This is a genomic window from Paraconexibacter sp. (assembly GCF_059438195.1).
The window spans coordinates 1-19,046 of record NZ_JBLKKY010000075.1; the positions used below are offsets into that span (position 1 = coordinate 1).

The 19,046-nt window shown below is 74.0% G+C and carries 24 protein-coding genes; 11 read left to right on the forward strand and 13 right to left on the reverse strand.

Annotation, left to right across the window (positions count from 1 at the left end; all coding sequences use genetic code 11):
• On the forward strand, window positions 1-1,714 hold a 1,714-nt coding region (locus ACME2J_RS19085; protein ID WP_495546533.1), incomplete at its 5' end, for a molybdopterin-containing oxidoreductase family protein.
• 174 nt (window positions 1,715-1,888) lie between these two features.
• On the opposite strand, the gene ACME2J_RS19090 is transcribed toward ACME2J_RS19085, so the two are convergent.
• The 4 genes from ACME2J_RS19090 to lipA are packed head-to-tail and all read right to left on the reverse strand — an operon-like array spanning window position 1,889 to window position 4,871.
• A complete protein-coding gene (locus tag ACME2J_RS19090; RefSeq protein WP_495546534.1) occupies window positions 1,889-2,872 on the reverse strand; it encodes a D-alanyl-D-alanine carboxypeptidase family protein in 984 nt (327 codons plus the stop codon).
• Window positions 2,872-3,051, reverse strand: a complete 180-nt coding sequence (locus ACME2J_RS19095) for a hypothetical protein (RefSeq protein WP_495546535.1) — start codon at window positions 3,049-3,051, stop codon at window positions 2,872-2,874. Before ACME2J_RS19095 ends, ACME2J_RS19090 begins: the two co-directional genes overlap by 1 nt.
• Before the next feature lie 13 nt (window positions 3,052-3,064).
• Entirely contained in the window at window positions 3,065-3,853 is a 789-nt protein-coding gene (locus ACME2J_RS19100) for a rhomboid family intramembrane serine protease (protein ID WP_495546536.1), read from the reverse strand.
• Between the two features lie 19 nt (window positions 3,854-3,872).
• Window positions 3,873-4,871: a lipoyl synthase gene (gene lipA, locus ACME2J_RS19105; RefSeq protein WP_495546537.1), complete on the reverse strand. Its 999-nt coding sequence runs from the start codon at window positions 4,869-4,871 to the stop codon at window positions 3,873-3,875.
• A 70-nt stretch (window positions 4,872-4,941) separates the two neighbouring features.
• Here lipA and ACME2J_RS19110 point away from each other — a divergent pair, with 70 nt between their 5' ends.
• A complete protein-coding gene (locus ACME2J_RS19110) occupies window positions 4,942-5,310 on the forward strand; it encodes a hypothetical protein (RefSeq protein ID WP_495546538.1) in 369 nt (122 codons plus the stop codon).
• An 86-nt stretch (window positions 5,311-5,396) separates the two neighbouring features.
• On the opposite strand, the gene ACME2J_RS19115 is transcribed toward ACME2J_RS19110, so the two are convergent.
• Window positions 5,397-6,563: a DUF4394 domain-containing protein gene (locus ACME2J_RS19115; RefSeq protein WP_495546539.1), complete on the reverse strand. Its 1,167-nt coding sequence runs from the start codon at window positions 6,561-6,563 to the stop codon at window positions 5,397-5,399.
• A gap of 168 nt (window positions 6,564-6,731) precedes the next feature.
• On the opposite strand from ACME2J_RS19115, the gene ACME2J_RS19120 reads away from it, so the two are divergent.
• Both ACME2J_RS19120 and ACME2J_RS19125 read left to right on the forward strand, forming a co-directional pair.
• Window positions 6,732-7,385, forward strand: a complete 654-nt coding sequence (locus tag ACME2J_RS19120; RefSeq protein WP_495546540.1) for a hypothetical protein — start codon at window positions 6,732-6,734, stop codon at window positions 7,383-7,385.
• Between the two features lie 154 nt (window positions 7,386-7,539).
• Window positions 7,540-8,091, forward strand: a complete 552-nt coding sequence (locus ACME2J_RS19125; protein ID WP_495546541.1) for a hypothetical protein — start codon at window positions 7,540-7,542, stop codon at window positions 8,089-8,091.
• 7 nt (window positions 8,092-8,098) lie between these two features.
• Here the strand turns inward: ACME2J_RS19125 and ACME2J_RS19130 are convergent, their stop codons facing one another.
• Window positions 8,099-9,049, reverse strand: coding sequence for a 2-oxo acid dehydrogenase subunit E2 (locus ACME2J_RS19130; RefSeq protein ID WP_495546542.1), 951 nt, complete (start codon window positions 9,047-9,049; stop codon window positions 8,099-8,101).
• Window positions 9,050-9,112: 63 nt separating this feature from the next.
• Here ACME2J_RS19130 and ACME2J_RS19135 point away from each other — a divergent pair, with 63 nt between their 5' ends.
• Window positions 9,113-9,520, forward strand: coding sequence for an SRPBCC family protein (locus ACME2J_RS19135; RefSeq protein ID WP_495546543.1), 408 nt, complete (start codon window positions 9,113-9,115; stop codon window positions 9,518-9,520).
• Between the two features lie 319 nt (window positions 9,521-9,839).
• On the opposite strand, the gene ACME2J_RS19140 is transcribed toward ACME2J_RS19135, so the two are convergent.
• The 5 genes from ACME2J_RS19140 to thiE all read right to left on the reverse strand — a co-directional run bounded on the left by ACME2J_RS19140 (window position 9,840) and on the right by thiE (window position 13,385).
• Window positions 9,840-10,070 carry a hypothetical protein gene (locus ACME2J_RS19140; RefSeq protein WP_495546544.1) on the reverse strand — a complete coding sequence of 77 codons (231 nt, stop codon included), beginning with the start codon at window positions 10,068-10,070 and terminating at the stop codon, window positions 9,840-9,842.
• A complete protein-coding gene (locus ACME2J_RS19145; protein WP_495546545.1) occupies window positions 10,067-10,717 on the reverse strand; it encodes a DsbA family protein in 651 nt (216 codons plus the stop codon). Before ACME2J_RS19145 ends, ACME2J_RS19140 begins: the two co-directional genes overlap by 4 nt.
• Window positions 10,714-12,084 (reverse strand): dihydrolipoyl dehydrogenase, encoded by a 1,371-nt coding sequence (gene lpdA, locus ACME2J_RS19150; protein WP_495546546.1) that lies wholly within the window; start codon window positions 12,082-12,084, stop codon window positions 10,714-10,716. The genes ACME2J_RS19145 and lpdA overlap by 4 nt, the downstream gene beginning before the upstream one ends.
• Before the next feature lie 61 nt (window positions 12,085-12,145).
• Window positions 12,146-12,688 carry a hypothetical protein gene (locus ACME2J_RS19155; protein ID WP_495546547.1) on the reverse strand — a complete coding sequence of 181 codons (543 nt, stop codon included), beginning with the start codon at window positions 12,686-12,688 and terminating at the stop codon, window positions 12,146-12,148.
• Entirely contained in the window at window positions 12,681-13,385 is a 705-nt protein-coding gene (gene thiE / locus ACME2J_RS19160) for a thiamine phosphate synthase (RefSeq protein WP_495546548.1), read from the reverse strand. The genes ACME2J_RS19155 and thiE overlap by 8 nt, the downstream gene beginning before the upstream one ends.
• A gap of 46 nt (window positions 13,386-13,431) precedes the next feature.
• Here thiE and thiO point away from each other — a divergent pair, with 46 nt between their 5' ends.
• The 4 genes from thiO to ACME2J_RS19180 are packed head-to-tail and all read left to right on the forward strand — an operon-like array spanning window position 13,432 to window position 16,152.
• Window positions 13,432-14,604 (forward strand): glycine oxidase ThiO, encoded by a 1,173-nt coding sequence (thiO, locus tag ACME2J_RS19165; protein ID WP_495546549.1) that lies wholly within the window; start codon window positions 13,432-13,434, stop codon window positions 14,602-14,604.
• Window positions 14,601-14,810, forward strand: coding sequence for a sulfur carrier protein ThiS (gene thiS, locus ACME2J_RS19170; protein ID WP_495546550.1), 210 nt, complete (start codon window positions 14,601-14,603; stop codon window positions 14,808-14,810). Before thiO ends, thiS begins: the two co-directional genes overlap by 4 nt.
• Window positions 14,811-14,851: 41 nt before the next feature.
• A complete protein-coding gene (locus ACME2J_RS19175) occupies window positions 14,852-15,673 on the forward strand; it encodes a thiazole synthase (protein ID WP_495546551.1) in 822 nt (273 codons plus the stop codon).
• Window positions 15,670-16,152, forward strand: a complete 483-nt coding sequence (locus ACME2J_RS19180; protein WP_495546552.1) for an ester cyclase — start codon at window positions 15,670-15,672, stop codon at window positions 16,150-16,152. The genes ACME2J_RS19175 and ACME2J_RS19180 overlap by 4 nt, the downstream gene beginning before the upstream one ends.
• Before the next feature lie 75 nt (window positions 16,153-16,227).
• On the opposite strand, the gene ACME2J_RS19185 is transcribed toward ACME2J_RS19180, so the two are convergent.
• Window positions 16,228-16,653, reverse strand: coding sequence for a plastocyanin/azurin family copper-binding protein (locus ACME2J_RS19185; protein WP_495546553.1), 426 nt, complete (start codon window positions 16,651-16,653; stop codon window positions 16,228-16,230).
• Window positions 16,654-16,685: 32 nt separating this feature from the next.
• Complete coding sequence (locus ACME2J_RS19190) at window positions 16,686-17,399, reverse strand: endonuclease/exonuclease/phosphatase family protein (RefSeq protein ID WP_495546554.1); 714 nt, start codon at window positions 17,397-17,399, stop codon at window positions 16,686-16,688.
• Between the two features lie 23 nt (window positions 17,400-17,422).
• Here ACME2J_RS19190 and argF point away from each other — a divergent pair, with 23 nt between their 5' ends.
• Together argF and ACME2J_RS19200 are read left to right on the forward strand one after the other, a co-directional pair.
• Window positions 17,423-18,304 carry an ornithine carbamoyltransferase gene (gene argF / locus ACME2J_RS19195; protein WP_495546555.1) on the forward strand — a complete coding sequence of 294 codons (882 nt, stop codon included), beginning with the start codon at window positions 17,423-17,425 and terminating at the stop codon, window positions 18,302-18,304.
• 77 nt (window positions 18,305-18,381) lie between these two features.
• The gene (locus tag ACME2J_RS19200; RefSeq protein WP_495546556.1) at window positions 18,382-18,996 is read left to right on the forward strand and encodes a hypothetical protein; all 615 of its coding nucleotides are present in this window, start codon (window positions 18,382-18,384) and stop codon (window positions 18,994-18,996) included.
• The last annotated feature ends 50 nt before the right edge of the window (window positions 18,997-19,046 follow it).

Sequence of the window (19,046 nt, forward strand, 5' to 3'; positions counted from 1 at the left end):
GTCGCCGCCTGATCACCCTTCATCGCCCTATCCACAACATTTGACAATTGCTCCGTGGATGGACAACTGCCCTGACGGCTGGAACCGGATCCTCGCGCGGCAACGCGCCGGGGCCGCGGAGGTCGTGGTCGTCGATCCCCGGCGATCCCGCAGCGCCGCGAACGCGCGGCGCCATCTCGCCGTGCTCCCGGGGGAGGACTGGGCTCTGCTGCTCGGCATGGTCAAGGTCATCCTCGACGAGGGGAGGGACCGGCCCGCGAGCGCAGCTCCGGTCGACGGCGTCGAGCGCCTGCGCGAGTTCGTGTCCGACCTCTCGCTCCACGATCTCTCCGACCGCTGCGGCATCGACCACGAGGACATCCGCGACGTCGCCCGCAGGTTCTCATCGGCGCGGACGGCGATGTGCGTCGCGCGCACGGGCGTCGCGCACAACGAGTTCGGGACGCTCGGTGAGTGGCTGTCGCACGTCCTCAACGTCATCACCGATCGCATCGACGTCCCCGGCGGCCGGCGCTACGAGCGCGGCATCGTGGACATGCCGAAGCTCGAGAAGCTCTTCACGCCGCCGTCGACGCACCGGACCAGGCTTCGGGGGCTCCCCGCCGTGGCGGGCTTCCACTCGCTCGCGGAGCTCGCCGACGAGATCACGACCCCCGGTGCCGGGCAGATCCGCGCGATGCTCATGGCCTTCGGCAATCCCGTGGTCGCCGGGCCGGATGGCAGCGCCCTCGATCGGGCCTTCGGATCGCTCGACCTCCTCGTCGCGGTGGACCTCGTCCAGCGCGAGAGCCATCGCCACGCGGATTGGCTGATCCCCGGCACACACTGGTTGGAGAGGGAGGAGCTCAACCCGCTCTTCACGCCGCTGCAGGAACGTCCGTACGTCGCCTACCAGCGGAAGGCCGTCGATCCTCCGGAGGGCGTGATGGAGGAGTGGCGGTTCTTCACCGAGCTCGCTCTCGCGATGGACCGCAACCTGTTCGCCAAGCCGGGGGTGAACAGGATGATCCGCGCGACCCGGCGGGTCGCAGCAGCGCTCGGCCGGCCTGGGCTCGAGTTCGGTCCTCGCTGGGTCCAGCGGGCGATCGTCGCGATGGGATGGCGGGTGTCATGGGCGGACATCGTCCGCCGCCCTCACGGGTGGGCGTTTGCGGAGCCGCGGTTCGGGGATCTCCGGGCTGCTCTCGCGACCCCGGACGGCGCGATCCGTCTCGTCCCTCCGGAGTTCCTCGAGGACTGCCGACGCGCGCTCCGCACGCCTTCTGCGATGTCGGCCGACCGCCCGTTCGTCCTCATCAACAAGCGCAGGCGTGAGTCGATGAACTCGTGGCTCAACGAGTCCGCTGGCCTCTTCGTCCGAGGCCGCGGAAACGTCGCCGAGATCCACCCGGTCGATGCCGACCGACTCGGGATCGCCGACGGCGATCAGGTGCGGCTGGCGTCGGAGACCGGTTCCATCGAGCTTCCGGCGTCCCTCTGCGCCGACATGCGGCCTGGTGTGGTCTGCGTCCCGCACGGATGGGGGTCAGGCGTCTTCGACCCCCACGGCGCGCAACCGCCGGTCCATCACGGCGTGAACAGGAACCTGCTCGTCGGTCGCGAGCGGATCGACCGCCTCTCGCAGACCCCGGCCCTCAACTCGACGACGGTCTCGGTCGAGCGCGTCACCGAGCACGCGACCGCGGGCCTCTCGTCGCGCGAGGAGCGACGCTGAGACGGCGGGGCAGCGAGGCGGCGGCGCCGCGCACGTCGGCGCGACAGTCGACCGGCCTCGAGAACTCACGCGAGGCTCGCGGGCGACACGCTTTGAGTTCTCGCGGCCAGAGGGGGCGCCGGTAGGTGCCACCCGCCAGAGGCGTCGACCGGCGCCGCGGCGCCCCGCGCCCCGTCAGCTCTCGAGCTTGAAGCCGCGGCGCAGGAGCTGCTTCGCCTTGCGGCCGGGGTCGTCGGCGTCGAGGAGGACGACGGCGAGGCGCCGGCCGTCCTGCTCGGCGGCGCCGACGAAGCAGCGTCCGGCGTCGTTCGTGTAACCCGTCTTGATGCCGAGCGCCCCCGGGAAGCCGTCCCGGATGAGCGGGTTGTGGCTCTGCATGTGGAGCCGGCCGCCCTTCACCGGGAACGGGAACTTGTCGTAGCGCTTCTCGACGATCTCGGCGACGGTCGGATCGTCGAGGACGAGCCGCGCCATCGCGGCGAGGTCGACCGCGCACGACTGTGCGCCCTCGTCGACGAGCCCGCTCGCGGAGGCGAAGCGCGTGCACGTCATGTTCTCCTCCTCGGCGCGCTCGTTCATCATCTCGACGAACGCCTCCTCGCTGCCGGCGACGTGCTCGGCGAGGGCGACGGCCGCGTCGTTCGCGCTGATGATCATGAGCGCGTTGAGGAGCGTCTCGACCCGCACGCGCTCCGTCTTCGGGAGGATCCCGACGGCGGAGCCGGGGTACTCGCGCGCCCGCTTCGAGATCGTCACCTTCTCGCGCAGCCCGACCTCCTCGGAGACGATGAGCGCGGTCATCATCTTCGTGAGCGAGGCGATCGGCAGCGGGGTCATCGGCTTGCGCCGCCACAGCACCTCGCCGGTGTCGACGTCGAGGAGAAGCCCCGCCTTCGGCGGGTGCTTGAAGTCGATCTTGACGGGATCGATCGCGGTCCCGTCCCCGAGCTGGACATCCAGCGCCTCGGGCCCGCCGTCGACGAGGAGCGCGCCGTTCGCCGGCTGGGCGGGCGTCGGCGGCAGCGGCTCGGGACCCGACGCGGTCGCGCTGCCGGTGACGGCGCGGTCGTCGAGGAGGCCCGCCCCGGCGAGGCCGGCGCCGATCGCCCCGAGGACGAGCAGCGTGAGCGCGAGGACGAGGCGCAGGCGCGGTCGCATCACTCGGGGGGCTCGCGCAGGGCGCCCCCGATCCCGAACCCGAGCATCGCGAGGATGAGGAGCGAGAGCGCCGAGAGGATGGTCGGCCCGTTGTCGACGACGTCGGCGACGGTGAGCGCGCCGAAGCCCGCGACGAAGACGAGCGCGGCGACGGCGACGGGGCGGTGGGCGGGATCCATCAGCGTTGGTCGATCAGTACACGGGGTATTTCGCCCCGCCGAACGGAAGCTCCTTCACGCGGGTCGCGAACACGCGGATCGCGAGCATCCCGAAGGCGAAGCCGCCGATGTGGGCGAAGTACGCGACGCCGCCCTCGCCCCCCGTGGGGCTGGTGAGGTCGAGGGCGCCGTAGGCGAACTGGATGATGAACCACACGCCGAGGACGAGCGCCGCTTTGAGCTCGACGATGGTGAAGAACAGGATGATGAAGATGAGCGTGAGGACGCGGGCGCGCGGATAGAGGATCGCGTAGGCCCCGAGCACGCCCGCGATCGCGCCCGACGCGCCGATCGTCGGGATCGACGACTCGGGGTCGATGACGATCTGCAGGCCGAGCGCCGCGACGCCCGCGAGGAGGTAGAAGACGACGAAGCGCGCGCGGCCCATCGAGTCCTCGATGTTGTTCCCGAAGATCCAGAGGAACAGCATGTTCCCGCCGAGGTGCAGCAGGCCGCCGTGCATGAACATCGAGCTGAAGACCGTCACGAAGAACGGCGGCTGCTCGGGCGGCGTGCCGCTCACGCCCGCCTGGCCCTCGCAGGCGATCCCGCTGGGGGCGCCGGTCGCGAAGCCGCACTCCTCGCCCGGGTTCGTCACCTCGTAGGGGATCGAGCCCCAGTCGAGGACGATCTGGTCGTCCGGGCCGCCGAAGAGCCCGTCGGGCTTCTGGAGGACGAAGTAGACGAAGACGTTGATCGCGAGCAGCGCGACCGTGACGACCGGGAACCGGTCGGTCGGGATGTTGTCCTTGAGCGGGAACACCCGGCGGCGCCGCGGCGTCTCAGCCGGTCGCCGCGGCGAGCGGGCCGGACCCGGGCTCGGACTGCTTCACGTGCTCGTCCGCGTGGTAGCTCGATCGCACGAGCGGCCCGGCGGCGACGTGGTCGAAGCCGAGGGCGTAGCCGCGCTCCTCGACCTCCTTGAACTCGTCCGGGTGCCAGTAGCGGACGACGGGGAGATGACGCTCCGTCGGCCGGAGGTACTGGCCGATCGTGATGATCTGGACGTGGTTCTCGCGCAGGCGCGCGAGCGTCTCGACGACCTCGTCGACCGACTCGCCGAGGCCGACCATGAGGCCGGACTTCGTCGCGACCTCGTCGCCGCCCATGAGCTTCGCGTTGCGCAGGACCCGCGTCGAGCGCTCGAACGTCGAGCCGCGGCGCGCGACGGGGTAGAGGCGCGGGACGACCTCGACGTTGTGGTTGAAGACGTCCGGCCGCTCGGCGATGACCTTCGCGAGTGGCATCTCCTGGCCGCGGAAGTCCGGGGTGAGGACCTCGACCTTGCACTTCGTCGCCTGACGGCGGCACTCGCGGATCGTCGCGGCCCAGATGCCGGCGCCGTAGTCGGGCAGGTCGTCGCGGTCGACCGAGGTGATGACCGCGTGGCGCAGGCCCATCTTCGCGATCGAGCGGGCGACGCGAGCGGGCTCGAGCGGGTCGTTCCACGTCGGCTTGCCGGTGCGCACGTGGCAGAAGCCGCAGCGGCGGGTGCACGTGTCCCCGAGGATCATGAACGTCGCGGTGCCGCGCTCCCAGCACTCGCCGATGTTCGGGCAGGCCGCCTCGCGGCACACCGTGTGGAGGTTCTCCTCCTCGATGAGCGCGCTGAGCTCGCGGTACCGCGTCCCGCCGGGCGCGGGGACCTTGAACCACGGGGGCTTGCGGGCCCGGAGGGGCAGCCCTTCGGAGCCGAGGAACTCGACGACGTCGATGCCGCCGGGATTCGCGCGCGACCGCGTCTGGTGGCGGCGTTCCGTCGTCTCGGGCGGAGTGGCCATCCCGTCCAGTGTAGGACAGCGCCGGTCCCGGCCCCCGGCGGGAGCACCTCGGCGGGTTAGGCTCGCGCGCATGTCCAGCTCACCAGGAACCATGCTCGCCGGTCTGCGCATCGCGATCGGCATCTCGGCGCTCGTCGCGCCGCGCCTCACCGGCCGTCTCTTCGGCTTCGACCCCGACGGCAACCCCCAGTCGACCTACTTCGCGCGCCTCTTCGGCATCCGGGACATCGTCCTCGGCGTCGGCACGCTGCGGACGACGGGCCCGTCCCGCCGTCTCTGGTGGCAGCTCGGGATCGCGACCGACGCGACCGACGTCTCGAGCGCGGTCCTCGGCCGCAAGGACGGCTCGATGGGGGCCGTCACGACGATCCTCACCGCCGGCACGGCGGCCGCGGCGACAGGGCTCGGCGTGGCGGCCCTCGCCTCCGAGGAGGGCTGAGCCCGGAACGACGACGGCCCGCCGGCTCGTTGTGAGCCGGCGGGCCGCAGGTCGTTCAGCGGCCACGCGGGCCGCCGGCTCCCGTCCTAGTTCGTGGGCGGGGGGAGACGCGTGCGGAACTGACGCGTGTCCTGGTAGGTGTTGCCGGCCGCGTCGACGACCGTCACGCGGACGTCGAAGAGCTCGGTGCCCTCGCGGTTGATGATCGAGACGGCCGTGTTGCTGAGCGGGACCTTCACGAGCGTCTTGCCCGCGCCGATGATCCCGGCGGTGCCGGTGCCGAGCGTCGCGCCGCCGCGGCGGAGCTGCGCCGTGATGACGCAGGTCTCGTCACACGCGACGCCGGGCTGGACGGCGTCGTTCTGCTTCAGCCGCGTCTCGAGCTGCGTCGAGGACAGCGAGATCGAGACGTCCGGCTTCGTGTTGTCGTCCGGCAGGGTGCCGGCGGCCGCCATCGCGACGACGTTGCGGCCCATCACCGAGCGGGTCCCGGCCGCCGCGGTCGCCGCACCGCTCGCGAGGTTGATCGTGTGGAGCGCCGGCGTCGTCTGGCCGGGGACCTTGAACGCCGCGTAGCCGGTGCCGTTGACGCCGACGTCGAACGTCGCCGGGCTCTGGGCGTCGACGCCGAGGGCGCCGACGGTCGTGAGCACGCCGTTGTTCGGCGGGTCGACCTTCACGAGGACGTTGCGCGCGGTGTCGATGCCGAAGAGGTCGGTGGACGTCGCGGTCGCGATGCTGTTCGTGTAGCCGACGGCCTCGATGACCGGGTTCTGCCCGAAGTTCGGGTCACCGGCCTTGTAGGCGTAGTTGCCGTCCGTCGCGGCGACCGCGCCGTTCGTCGGGTTGAGCCGGAGGTTCTGATCGGTGTCGGACGAGGTCCGGAGGCGGTCGACGGTCGGGTTGAAGTCGAAGCCGAAGAGCGTCCCGTTGAGCAGCGGCGTGAACGGGCCTGCGCCGACGGCGCCGGCGAGGCCGGTCGCCGGGTTGACGATGTAGATGCGGCTCGATGCGCCGAGCGCGTAGAGCTGTCCGGTCTCGGGACGGATGTCGAGACCGACGATCCGCTCGTTCGCCGGGAGGCCGCGGATCGCGACGTCGGTGAGGGCGTGCGCCGGGGCAGAGCTGTTGATGAGGACGAGGCGGTTCTCCGCCGTCGCCGCGTACAGCGCCTGGCCTGCCGAGGCGCTGGACGGGACGGCGACAGCCGCCGCCACGACGGCCAAGAAGGCCGTCAGGACCTTGCGGGACATGGAATCTCCTGTGTCGGGGTCTCCGTGCGCGGACCCGTTCGAAGCGGACCGCGCATACCCCCAGTGACACCGCACGACACCCCAAGGTGCGTTGCCGTGGCACTTTTTTCACCCGTGAACGGAGTGTTGCGGCGCGTGGCCGCATGTTCGCGTTCGTACCCTTGGTGGGTGACCGACGCCGGCGACGCACCGCTGCCCGAGGACGACGAGCCCGTCGAGCCGCTGTGGCGCTCGCGGCTGCGCTGGCGCCTGCGCGGGGCCACGATGTGGCCGACCTTCGTCGTCCTCACGGTCGTCGGCGGCGTCCTCGTCCACCTCCGCCCGATCGCCGGGACCGAGACGCGTCTCATGTCGGCGCTCCTCTTCGCCGGGTTCGCGAACCTCGCGATCGTCGCGGTCGGCGCTCCGCTCGCCGGCCGGCTCCTGCGGCGCCGGCGGCCCCACCTGCCGCGCGAGGTGGCCGCCGACCGCGCGGGGACAGGGCTGCTCGCCGGGTTCCTCGTCCTCCTCGCGGTGATCGGGACGCTCCACCACGGCGCCGTCGTGGAGGAGGAGGACGACTTCGCCGCCCAGGCCGCCGCGGTCCGGCAGTTCGTCCTGACGCAGGCGCCTGAGATGTACCGCCGCAACCTCGCCGCAGCGGACACGTGGCAGCCGGGGCCCGATCTCTACCGCACGTGCGTCCCCGGCGACGACCCGCGCCGTGCCCTCTGCCTCATCGTGTCGACCGACGTCCACCCGCCCGGCGTCACCGTGGACAGCGACCGACAGCCGAACGCTCGGATCGCCGGTCCGCTCAACCCCGGCCGGCGCGGCGGCTGACGAGCGCTTGCGCGCCACCTTCCGGCGTCGGACTCAAGGTGCGCGGCGCGGGGGTCGATGACCATGGGTGATGCGGGCGCGGACACGAGCCTTCTGGGCGTCGGTAGGGGCCGGGACGATTCTCGTCCTCGTCGGCGCTGCCGTCCTCGGCGCCGTGAGCACCGTCGTCGGCTTCAACGGCTGGCCCGGGTCCGATGACGCCTCGGCGGCGCCGCTGCGCGCCGCCGTCCTCGTCGATGGCGCAGAGACGGGCGGCGAGCTCGACGCCACGGGCGCCGCCGTCGTCGTCCCGGAGGCGAAGGAGCCGGAGCCTCGCCCGCGCGAGGAGCGGCCCGCGCCCGCGCCGCAGACCACCGCGACGACGGCTCCCGCGCCGCCGCCCCCGACCGTGCCCGCGACGCGCCGCGAGCGTCAGCCGACGCCGACCGTGCAGCAGGACGACACGGGGACCGGGAGCGCGCAGGCGGAGGCCGAGCCGCCCGCCCCGAGCGAGGGCGTCGACCGCATTGGGAGCGCTCTCGGCGGAGGGCTCGACGACACCGTGAGCTCCGTCGGCGACGCCGCGAAGCCGGTGAGCCCGACGGTCGGACAGGTCGTCGACGACCTCGGCACCGTCGTCGGAGACACCGTCCAGGGCCTCACGAACACGGTGGGCGTCGTCATCGACACCCTCCACGGGCGCGGCCAGCCGCTGCTCGCGCCGTAGCGCGAGATCAGGAGGTCGCGAGGGCGTCCGGGCTCTCGACGAGCGCCCTCAGGCGCGCGAGGAAGCGAGCCGCCTCGGCCCCGTAGACGATCCGGTGGTCGCAGGTGAGCGTGAGCGACGCGACCTCGCGCGCGACGATCTCGCCGGCGCGGACGACGGCCCGCGGCGCGATCTCGCCGACGGCGAGCACCGCCGCCTGCGGCGGCGTGACGACCGCCGCGAAGCGGCGCACGCCGAGCATCCCGAGGTTCGACACGGTGAACGTCGCGCCGCTCAGCTCCGGCGGCGTGATCGACCCCTCGCGGGCGCGGGCGATGAGCCCGCGCGTCTCCGCCGCGATCTCGCGTACGTCGCGGCGGTCGGCGTCGAAGACGGTCGGGACGATGATCCCGCCGGGGACGTCCACCTGCACGCCGACGTTGATGCGGGAGAAGCGCTCGAAGCGCGCGTCGCGATACCCGGCGTTGAGCTCGTGGTGCTCCGCGAGCGCGAGCCCGCACGCCTTGACGACGAGGTCGGTGATCGTCGGCGACGGGTCTGCGTCGCGCAGGCGGTCGCGCAGCGCGAGAAGCGCGGTCGCGTCGACCTCGGTCTCGAGGTCGTACGTCGGGACCGTCGCCCGCGACTCGGCGGCGCGGCGGGCGATCTGCTGCTGGGCCCGGGTCGGGTCGGTCACCGTCACCTCGCCCTTGGCCGTCGGCGTCGCGGTCCCGGCGGCCGCTCGGCCGGCGGGGTGGATGCGCGCGATGACCGCGCCCGGCGCGACCTCGCCGCCGGTCGGCACGACGATCTCGAGCGTCCCGGCGGCGTCCGCCTCGCACGTGAGGAACGCGGCGTCGGCGCCCGCGTCCGCGAGCGCGTCGCCGCGCTGGACGAGATCTCCGGAGGCGCGGTGCCAGCGCAGGAGGGTCCCCTCCTCGAGCTCCTCGGGAAGCCGGTGCAGCAGGACGTCGGGCATGGACCGGACCCTACGCGGACCGCGGAGTGGGCCGCGTCCCGACGGCGTCCGTATCCCGAGGGAGTGCTCCGCTTCGCCGCGACATCGCGCGCCGATCCGCAGGTCGCCTGGTCGCTCGTGTCCCGGCCGGCCCGCTGGCCGGAGTGGGCGCCCCACATCCGGGGCGGCGAGGCTCTCGGCGCGCCCGAGGTCGAGCCCGGGTCTCGCGGCGCCGCGAGCGTCTTCGGGCTCGTCGGCGTCCCCGTCCGCATCGGCCGGGTCGAACCCGGTCGCGCGTGGGAGTGGACGGTCGGCCCCGGCCCGCTCGCCGTCGTCATGGACCACCGCGTCGAGCCGCGCGCGGGCGGCGGCTGCGAGGTCGCGATCGAGCTGCGGGCGCGGCGCCCCGTCGAGCTCTCCGTCGGAGCGACCTACGGCCCGCTCGTCGCGCTCCTCGTCCGCCGCCTCGCCAGCGTCGCGGAGCGCAGCTGAGCGCCGGGCGGTGGTGGTGGCGGCCGCCGCCCGCGGCCGCGGCCTCGAACGTCGATCTGCACCCCCGCGAGGCGGTCGCGCGGCCTCGAACGTCGATCCGCACCCCCGCGAGGCGGTCGCGCGGCCTCGAACGTCGATCTGCACCCCGGGCAGCCTCGAACGTCGATGTGCACCCCCTCCTGGGGGTGAGAAACGACGTTCGAGGGCTTCGGGGTGAGGATCGACGTTCGATGCGCCCCCCGGAGGGGTGAGGATCGACGTTCGACGCCCGCTGCGCCCCGGCACGCCCGCTGCGCCCCCGACGCCCCGCCGCCCCCCCTCAGCGGCCCAGGTCCTCCACGTCGCGGACCGCGGTGTAGGCGTGGAGGAACTCGTCGTCGTCCATCCGGCCGAGGTCCTCGCGCAGCCGGCGCTCGAAGCGCCGCGCCGCGCGCGACGGGCAGTCCCAGAAGAGGACGACCTCGCCGCTCGCGATCTCGACGACCTCGACCGAGTGCCATCCGTCGCGGCCGCGGCTGACGAGGACGTCGTAGGCGGCCTTCGCCCTCACGGCGCGCCCCGCGCGATCGCGGCGGCCGCGGCCTCGAGGCCCTCGTCGCCGACGTGGACCTCACCCCGGACGACGGTCGTCGGGAGGTCGCGGACGCCCGCGGCGCGCGCGGCGGCGCCCGCCTCGTCGAGGGCCGCGAGTGTCCCCTTCGTGCCCATGCCCGTGAGGAGGGCGCGAGGATGGATCTCGCACGCGGCGGCGGCGATGAGGACCGTCTGCTCCTGCTCGAGGTCGGCCCCGCCGGCGTAGGCCTGCCGCAGCGCCGCGAACGAGAACGCGGCGACCTTGCCGATGCCGCGGGCATACGTCGCGGCGCGGAGCGCGAGCTCGTCGTCGAACGGCCACGACGCCGGCCAGCGCAGCGGCTGCAGCCCGCGGGCGGCGACGAGCTCGGCGAGCGCGCTGCGGGCCGCGACGTCGTCGTCGGCGGGCCGTCGCGGAGCCGGGTCGGCGAGGTCGCGGCGCCGGACGGGGACGAGCTCGGGCACGCCGCCGAGCGTCGCGACGAGTCGCTCGAGCGCGAGGTAGCTCGCGGGCGTCGCGAAGTCGTAGAAGAAGCGGACGTCCGCCGCGCGAGGCGCCTCGTCCGCGGCCGGCTCGCCGCCCGCCTGGACGACCTCGATCGGCGGGCGGGACGGCTCGCTCACCCGTGGATGAGCCAGCCGTCGCAGGCGCGCGCGGCCTCCATGACCGCCTCGCTCAGCGTCGGATGGCCGTGGATCTGGCGGGCGAGCTCGGGGTAGCCGCCCTCGAGGGTCTTCACGTTGACGATCTCCTGGATCAGCTCCGTGCACTTCGCGCCGACGATGTGCCCGCCGAGGATCTCGCCGTACTTGCGGTCGCCGATGATCTTCACGAGGCCGGTGCGGTCGCCGTAGACCGTCCCGGCGCCGACCGCGCCGTAGGGCACCTTGCCGACGACGACGTCGTGGCCCGCCTCCTTCGCCTGCTCCTCGGTGAGCCCGAAGCTCGCGACGTTCGGCAGGCAGAACGTCGCGCGTGGGATGTCGGGATAGACGAGCGGGTGGACGTCCTTCCCGGCGGCGTGCTCGACGGCGATGACGCCCTCCTCGCTCGCCTTGTGCGCGAGCGCCGGGCCGCGCACGAGGTCGCCGATCGCGTAGACGCCCGCCGCCTTCGTCAGGCCGTGCCCGTCGACCTCGATGAGGCCGTCCTCGCCGACCGTCACGCCGGCGGCGTCGAGGCCGAGGCCCTCGACGTCGGGGCCGCGCCCCGCGGCGATGACGAGCCAGTCCGCCTCGCCCTTCGCGTCGCCGTAGCTGAAGGTGACCTTGTCGTCGTGCGACTCGACCTCCGTCACGAAGGTCGAGGTGTGCACGTCGATGCCCTGCTTCTTGAAGGCGCGGTTCGCGAGCTTCGAGATGTCGGCGTCCTCGGTGGGCAGGACGCGGTCGAGGCCCTCGAAGAGCATCACCTCGGAGCCCAGGCGCGCGTAGGCGGACGCGATCTCGGTGCCGGACGCGCCGGCGCCGACGACGGCGAGCTTCGTCGGCAGATCCTCGAGCGACCACGCCTCCTCGGTCCCGATGACGCGGCCGCCGAACTGCGTGCCCGGGATCGGTCGCTTCACCGAGCCGGTCGCGACGACGATCGTCTTCGCGGTGAGGACGTCGTCGCCGACCTGCACCTTGCCGTCGCCGAGGAGCGTGCCGCTCCCCTCGATGTACTCGACGCCGTTCTTCTTGAAGAGGCCGGCCACGCCCCCGGTGAGGGTCTTGATGACCTTGAGCCGGCGGTCGTTGACGCCGGCGAAGTCGATCTCCGGCTCGCCCACCTTGATCCCGAAGTCGCCGGCCTCGCGGATCTCCTGGGCGATGTCGGCGACGCGGAGCACCGCCTTCGCGGGGATGCACGCGTAGTTGAGGCACCGCCCGCCGACGACGTCCTTCTCGACGCACGCCGTCGTCATGCCGAGTTGCGCGGCGCGGATCGCGGCGACGTAGCCGCCGGGTCCCGAACCGATGACGACGCAGTCGAACGAGCTCTCAGCCATGCGCGCGAGCCTATCGGAGCGACTTGTCCGGCCGACCCTCGGCCCGTGGGACGGGCGCCGCTCAGCGCGGGCGGGCGCGGTCCGGCATCTGGATGCGCGCCATGACGCGGATCATCATCCAGAAGAGCCAGCCGCCGTACGCGATGACCGCGAGGCAGAGGATGAGCGCCCACGCGTTCGACGCGACGACGACCGAGAGCGCGGCGATGACGACCGTGATGGCGAGCAGCGCCTGGAACCCGAGCACGGCGTAGTAGCGGTGCCGGTACATGCCGATCGCGCAGACCGCGAGGATCGCCTCGAAGAGGAGGAGCGGGACGAGCGCGTTGCCCTCCTCCTCGAGCTCGTACCCGGCGAGGTAGAAGACGAGGTTCGAGATCGCGAGGACGATGCACGTCGCGATCGCGAGCTTGAGGGCGAGCGGATGCTCGTCGGGAGCGAGGGGGTCGAGCTTCGCGCGGATGTCCGCGTTGCGCCGCTCGGCCTCCTCGGCGCGGCGCGAGAAGGCGTCCTGCGGTGAGGCCCGCCGCGCCTTCTCCTGCTCGAGCCCGGGCGGGGGCGCCGGCCGGTCGAGCCGGCCCGCCTTCCGGCTGCGCTTACCCAACGCGGGCCTCCTCACGGCCGGCCGCGGGAAGGGGAGTGCGCTCGACCGCGGAGCGCAGGCTCCGTGCCGCCCGCTCGGCGGCGGCGAGATCGGGGGCGTCGGCGATCGCGCGCACGACGACGAGGCGCGCCGCTCCGGCCTCGGCGACCGCGTCGACGTTCGAGGGGTCGATCCCGCCGATCGCGAACCACGGCAGGTTCCCGGCGTGCGCGACGGCGTGCCGCACGTAGTCGAGGCCGACCGCGGGCCGCCCGGGCTTCGTCGGGGTCGCGTGGACGGGGCCCACCGCCGCGTAGTCCGCGCCGTCGCGGAGCGCGCCCGCGAGGTCGGCCGGCGCGTGCGTCGACACGCCGACGAGGACGTCGCCGCCCGCGGCGCGCCGCGCCTCCGCGACGGGCGCGTCGTCCTGCCCGACGTGGACGACGTCGGCGCCCACCTCGGCCGCAAGGTCGGGGCGGTCGTTGAGGCAGAAGAGGGCGCCGGCCGCGACGCACTCGGCCCGCACGACCGCCGCCGCGGCGCGGACGTCGTCGTCGCGCGCGTCCTTCATGCGGAGCTGCACGAGGTCGGCGCCGCCGCGCAGCGCGGCCGCGACGACGTCGCCGAGCCCGCCCGCGCGGGGCGTGTCCGAGAGGACGAGGTAGAGGCGCGCGGCCCGCAGCCGGGCGACGCGATCGCTGCGGGAGCGCGTGACCATCGCTCTCGGAGGGTACGGCAGCGCCCCCTCTCTACGATGAGTACCCGTGGCAGGAACGTCCCGCACCGCCGACGTCGCCGTCATCGGGGCCGGGCTTCCCGGCCTCGCCGTCGCGTGGCGCGCCGCCTCGGCGGGCGCCCGGGTCGTCGTGCTCGACCGCGGTCGCGCGGGTGCCGAGGCCTCGCACGTCGCCGCCGGGATGCTCGCGCCGGTCGCCGAGGCCGCGCCGGGCGAGCGCCCCCTCCTCTCGCTCGGGCTGCGCAGCGCGGAGCTGTGGCCGGCGTTCGCCGCCGAGCTGGCAGCGACCACCGGGATCGACTGCGAGCTGCGGGAGATCGGCACGCTCGTCGTCGCCCGTGACCGCGACGCCGCCGAAGCGCTCGTCCGCGAGGCGGAGATCCGCGACGGGTTCGGCGCGCCCGTCCGCCGCCTCACCCCGTCCGAGGCGCGGCGGCTCGAGCCGGCGCTCGCGCCCTCGGTCCGCTCCGCCTTCCACGCGCCGGACGACCACGCCGTCGACCCACGCGCGACGGTCGCCGCGCTCCTCGCCGCCGTCCGGTCGGCCGGGGGCGAGGTGCGCGAGCGCGCGCCGGTCTCCGCGGTGCGCACGGCGTCCGGGCGCGCGACGGGCGTCGCGCTCGACGACGGCACGCAGCTCGACGCGGGCGCGGTCGTCGTCGCGGCCGGCGCCTGGTCCGGCCGGCTCGGCGGCCTCCCGGAGGACGTCCGGATCCCCGTCCGCCCGGTCAAGGGGCAGCTCCTGCGGCTCGGCCCCACCGCCGAGCAGCGCCGCGTCGGCGAGACCGCCCTCCTCGGCCGCGTCGTGCGCTTCGACGCCGGCTACCTCGTCCCGCGCGCCGACGGCACCGTCGTCCTCGGGGCGACGACCGAGGAGCGCGGCTTCGACACCGAGACGACCGCCCTCGCCGCCTACGAGCTCCTCCGCGACGCTTCCGAGGTCGTGCCGGGCGTCCTCGAGCTCGCGCTCGTCGACATCCTCGCGGGCCTGCGCCCGGGGACGCCGGACAACGCGCCGATCCTCGGCGAGCATCCCGCGCTGCCCGGCCTCCATCTCGCGACGGGACACCATCGCTCCGGAGTGCTGCTGGCTCCCGTCACCGCCGAGCTCGTCGCCCCGGGCCTCGCCGGCGCACCCGGGGCGGTCCCGATCGAGGCAGCGTTCGCACCGGGCCGGTTCGACGGAAGGGTCGCGGCATGATCGTCGTCAACGGGCAGGAGCGCGCGGACCTCGCCGGAGGCCTCACCGTCGAGGAGGTCGTCCGGGCGGTCGCCGGCGTCGATCCGTCCGGCCGCGGCGTCGCGGTCGCGGTCGACGCCGAGGTCGTCCCGCGGGGCGAGTGGGCGAGCACGACGCTGCGCGAGGGCGCGCGCATCGAGGTCGTCGGCGCGGTGCAGGGCGGATAGGGAGCCGACCCTCCTGGCCGTCTACTCTGAGGTGGACCGCCATGGAGCCCCTCACCCAGACCGCCACCGATCCGCTCGTCATCGCCGGCCGGACCTTCTCGTCCCGGCTCGTCCTGGGGACCGGCGGGTTCCCGCGCATGTCCACGCTCGAGGACGCGGTCCGCGCGAGCGGGACCGAGCTCGTGACGGTCGCGATGCGCCGCGTCGACCCCGAGGCGCAGGGCTCGCTCGTCGACACCCTCGCGCGCTGCGGGGTGGACGTCCTCCCGAACACCGCCGGGTGCTTCACGGCCCGCGACGCGGTCCTCACGGCGAAGCTCGCGCGCGAGGCGCTGGGGACCGAGTGGGTGAAGCTCGAGGTGATCGGCGACGAGCGCACGCTCCTCCCGGACGCCGTCGAGCTCGTGTCCGCGGCCGAGCAGCTCGTCGCCGACGGCTTCACCGTGCTCCCCTACACGACCTCGGACCCGGTCCTCGCCCGGCGCCTCGAGGACGTGGGCTGCGTCGCCGTCATGCCGCTCGGGTCGCCGATCGGCTCCGGGCAGGGGATCCTCAACGCCTACGACCTCTCGCTCATCGTCGAGCGCGCGGGCGTGCCGGTCGTCCTCGACGCGGGGGTCGGGACCGCGTCGGACGCGGCGCTCGCGATGGAGCTCGGGTGCGACGCCGTGCTGTGCGCGAGCGCGGTGAGCCGCGCCCAGGATCCGGTCGCGATGGCGCTCGCGATCCGCGCGGGCGTCGAGGGCGGGCGGCTCGCGCGGCTCGCCGGCCGCATCCCGCGCCGCACCTACGCGCTGGCGTCGACCCCCGACGAGGGCCGCCCGGACTTCGACCCGACCTCGGTTCCCGGGCTCGACGCGTGAGCGACGCGGTCCTCGACGTCTTCCAGGCGGCGTGGTCCTCGCACGACGCGGGCGCGTTCGCGGAGTGCTGCGCCGCCGACCTCCACTACGAGGATCCGGTGCTCGGGCAGCCGCTCGAGTCGCCCGCCGCGCTCGGCGAGCACGCACGCCGTCTGTGGGCCGCCTTCCCGGACGCGCGCATGGAGACCTCGGCGCAGCGGCTGTGGAGCGACGACGGCCGCTTCGCCTGCGCGCCGGTGAAGCTCCTGGCGACGCACAAGGGCGAGCTCGAGGGCCTTCCGGCGAGCGGGCGCTTCCTCGTCCTCCACGCGATCTACTACGTCGAGATGGACGACAGCCGCGAGCGCCTCTGGCGCATCCGCGGGTTCTTCGACCGCTACGACGCGGCGGTGCAGCTCGGGGTCATGCCGTCGCGCGGCACGATGGGCGAGAAGGCGCTCCTCATGCTGCGCGGCTTCGGCTGGGGCGGCGGACGTTGAGCCGCCGTCCGAGCCCATCCCCCCTGACGAAACTCACGCCGGGCGTGATCTTCGTCAGGCGCGGTGGGAGGGGTGTTACTCCTCGACGGTGATCGTGCCGTCCATGCCGGGGTGGATCGAGCAGAAGTACTCGAAGGTCCCGGGCGCCTCGGCGGTGTACTCGATCGTGTCGCCCTCGTCGATGAGCTCGCTCTCGAACTCCCCGGAGCGGAAGTCGGCGTCGTGCTGGACGGGGTCCTTGTTGACCCAGGTGACCGTGTCGCCGGGGGAGACGGTGACGTCCTCGGGCATGAAGCGGATGCCGACCATCTCGATCGTGACGTCACCGCCGGAGGACTCCCCGGAGGACGGCGCCTCGGCGCCGCCGGAGCCGTCGGCGGGCGCGGTCTGCTCCGTCGTCCCGGAGGGGGCGGCGGCGGTCGACTCATCGTCGTCGTCGCCGCAGCCGGCGAAGACGGCGAGCGCTCCGGTCGCGAGGAGGGCGGTCAGCAAGCGGGTCATGGCGGTTACTACGACGGCTGTGGCGCCGCGGTTCACCCGCCGCGGCGGGCGAGCGTGACGGCGAGCGGCGCGTGGTCGCTCAGCGCGACGCGCCGCGGGCCGGCGACGGTCTCGCGCGGGAGGCGCTCGCTGGGAGCCGCCGGCGCGAGGTCGGCGGTCGCGCAGAGGTGGTCGACGTGGCTGCTCGCGACGACCGCCAGACCGGGGGACGACGGCGCCCTCGTGTTGAGATCGCCACCGAGGATCCGCGTGCTCCGGACGTCCGCGCGGGCCTCGAGCCACGCCACCGCGCGCGTCACGTCCCCGGGCGCGCGCCGCCCCGTCGAGCAGTGGACGTTCGCCACCCACAGCGAGTCGCCGGCCGCGCCACCCCGCAGAGCGACGGCGTGGACGACCCTCCGCTCGGGCCACGTGCGGATCCTCCCGCCCTCGTGCGCGGCGACGCCACCCGCCGACGGCCGCACGAGGATCGCGTTCGCCCCGCCGCCGTTCGACTTGAGGAGGTCGGGCCGGCGTCGCGCGAGCGCGCGACGGACGGCGAGCAGCTCGTGACGGGAGGTGAGGACCGCGTGCGCCTCGGCTCCCGTCGCCCGCGCGAGCGGGTCGCCCCACCAGGGCGGCACCTCCTGGAGGAGGGCGACGTCCCACTCCCACGCCGCGAGGCGCGCGGCGAACGCGTCGAGCAGCTCGTGCGGCGTGTCCGGCACCGAGCGTCCGTGGAAGAGGTTCCAGGTGAGGATGCGCACGCCTCTCTATCCTTCCCCACCTCGTGCCGCGCCACCTCCTCACCGGCCTCGAGCTCACCGCCGAGGAGATCGTCGCGCTCCTCGAGCGCGCGCTCGAGCTGAAGGCCGCACCGCGGTCGAGCGACGCCCTGCGCGGCTCCTCGGTCGCGCTCATCTTCGAGAAGCCCTCGACGCGGACCCGTCTCAGCTTCGAGGCGGGCATCGCCGAGCTCGGCGGCCACCCCGTCGTCCTGCGCAGCGGCGAGCTGCAGCTCTCGCGCGGCGAGTCGGTGAAGGACACGGCGCGGATCCTCTCGCGCATGGTCCAGGCCGTCGGGGTCCGCACGGGTCCCGACGCGCTCCTCGAGGAGCTCGCCGCCGAGGGGACGATCCCGGTCGTCAACATGCTCACCGCCGGCCACCACCCGTGCCAGGCGCTCGCCGACCTCCTCACCCTGCGCGAGACGTTCGGCACCCTCGACGGGCTGAAGCTCGCCTACGTCGGCGACGGCAACAACGTCGCCCGCTCGCTCGCGCTCGTCGGCGGCCGGGCCGGTGTGGAGGTCGTCGTCGCCGCGCCCGAGGGCTACCAGCTCGACGACGGCACGGGCGCGACGCTCACCGACGACCCCGCGGAGGCGGTCGCCGGCGCCCACGCCGTCTACACCGACGTGTGGGTGAGCATGGGGGACGAGGAGACCGCGGAGGCGCGCCGCTCCGCCCTCGCCCCGTATCGCATCGACGACGCTCTCCTGGACAAGGCCGACCCCTCCGCGATCGCGCTGCACTGCCTGCCCGCGCACCCCGGCGAGGAGATCACGGCCGAGGTGCTCTACGGAGAGCGCCAGCGCATCTGGGACCAGGCGGAGAACCGCCGGCACGCCCAGAAGGCGCTCCTCGAGCTGCTCCTGGCGGAGGCGCCGTAGCGAGTTTCGACCTCCTGCGCCGGGTGGGATACGGTCGCAGGGGGACGTCATCACGGAGAGAGGGAAGTCAAGTCGTCATGTCGCAGCCCAAGAAGCCCGCCGGTTCGCCGTCCCGCCCCGCCGCGGCGTCGCGTGCCGGGGCGGAGCCGGGCGGCGAGACGACCCCGCGGCGCCGGCGGCCGGTCGCGCAGGCCGCACCCGGGCAGGACGACGCGGCGGCGGAGCGCGACGAGGCGCTGCGGTCGAACATCGGCGCTCTCCGCGACGTCCTCGCGGGTGGCGTCGTCCTCACCGCCCAGCGCATCCAGGAGATGATGGACGACGCGGTCGCCCGCGGCCGCCTCACCCGCGACGACGCCGAGCGGCTCGTGAACGGCCTCCTCAGCGTCGGCCGGCAGCAGACGCAGGACGTCATCGGCGAGCTCGAGCAGATCGTCGACCGCGGTCGCAGCGACGTGGGAGGCGCGGCGCGGCGGGTGAAGGGCGCCTCCGACAAGGTGCGCCGGGCGGCACGTACGGGCGGCGCCGCGGAGGGGGCGCCGATCGAGGGCTACGACGAGCTCACGGCCGCCCAGGTGACCGGTCGCCTCGACGAGCTCACCCCGGCGGAGCTGCGCCGGCTGCGCGACTACGAGCTGCGCAACGCGAACCGCAAGTCCGTGCTCGCGGCGATCGACAAGGCGCTCGCCTAGCGCGGGTCCGTCGCGCCCCGTCCCGGGTCCGCCTCGCCCGCCGCGAGCGC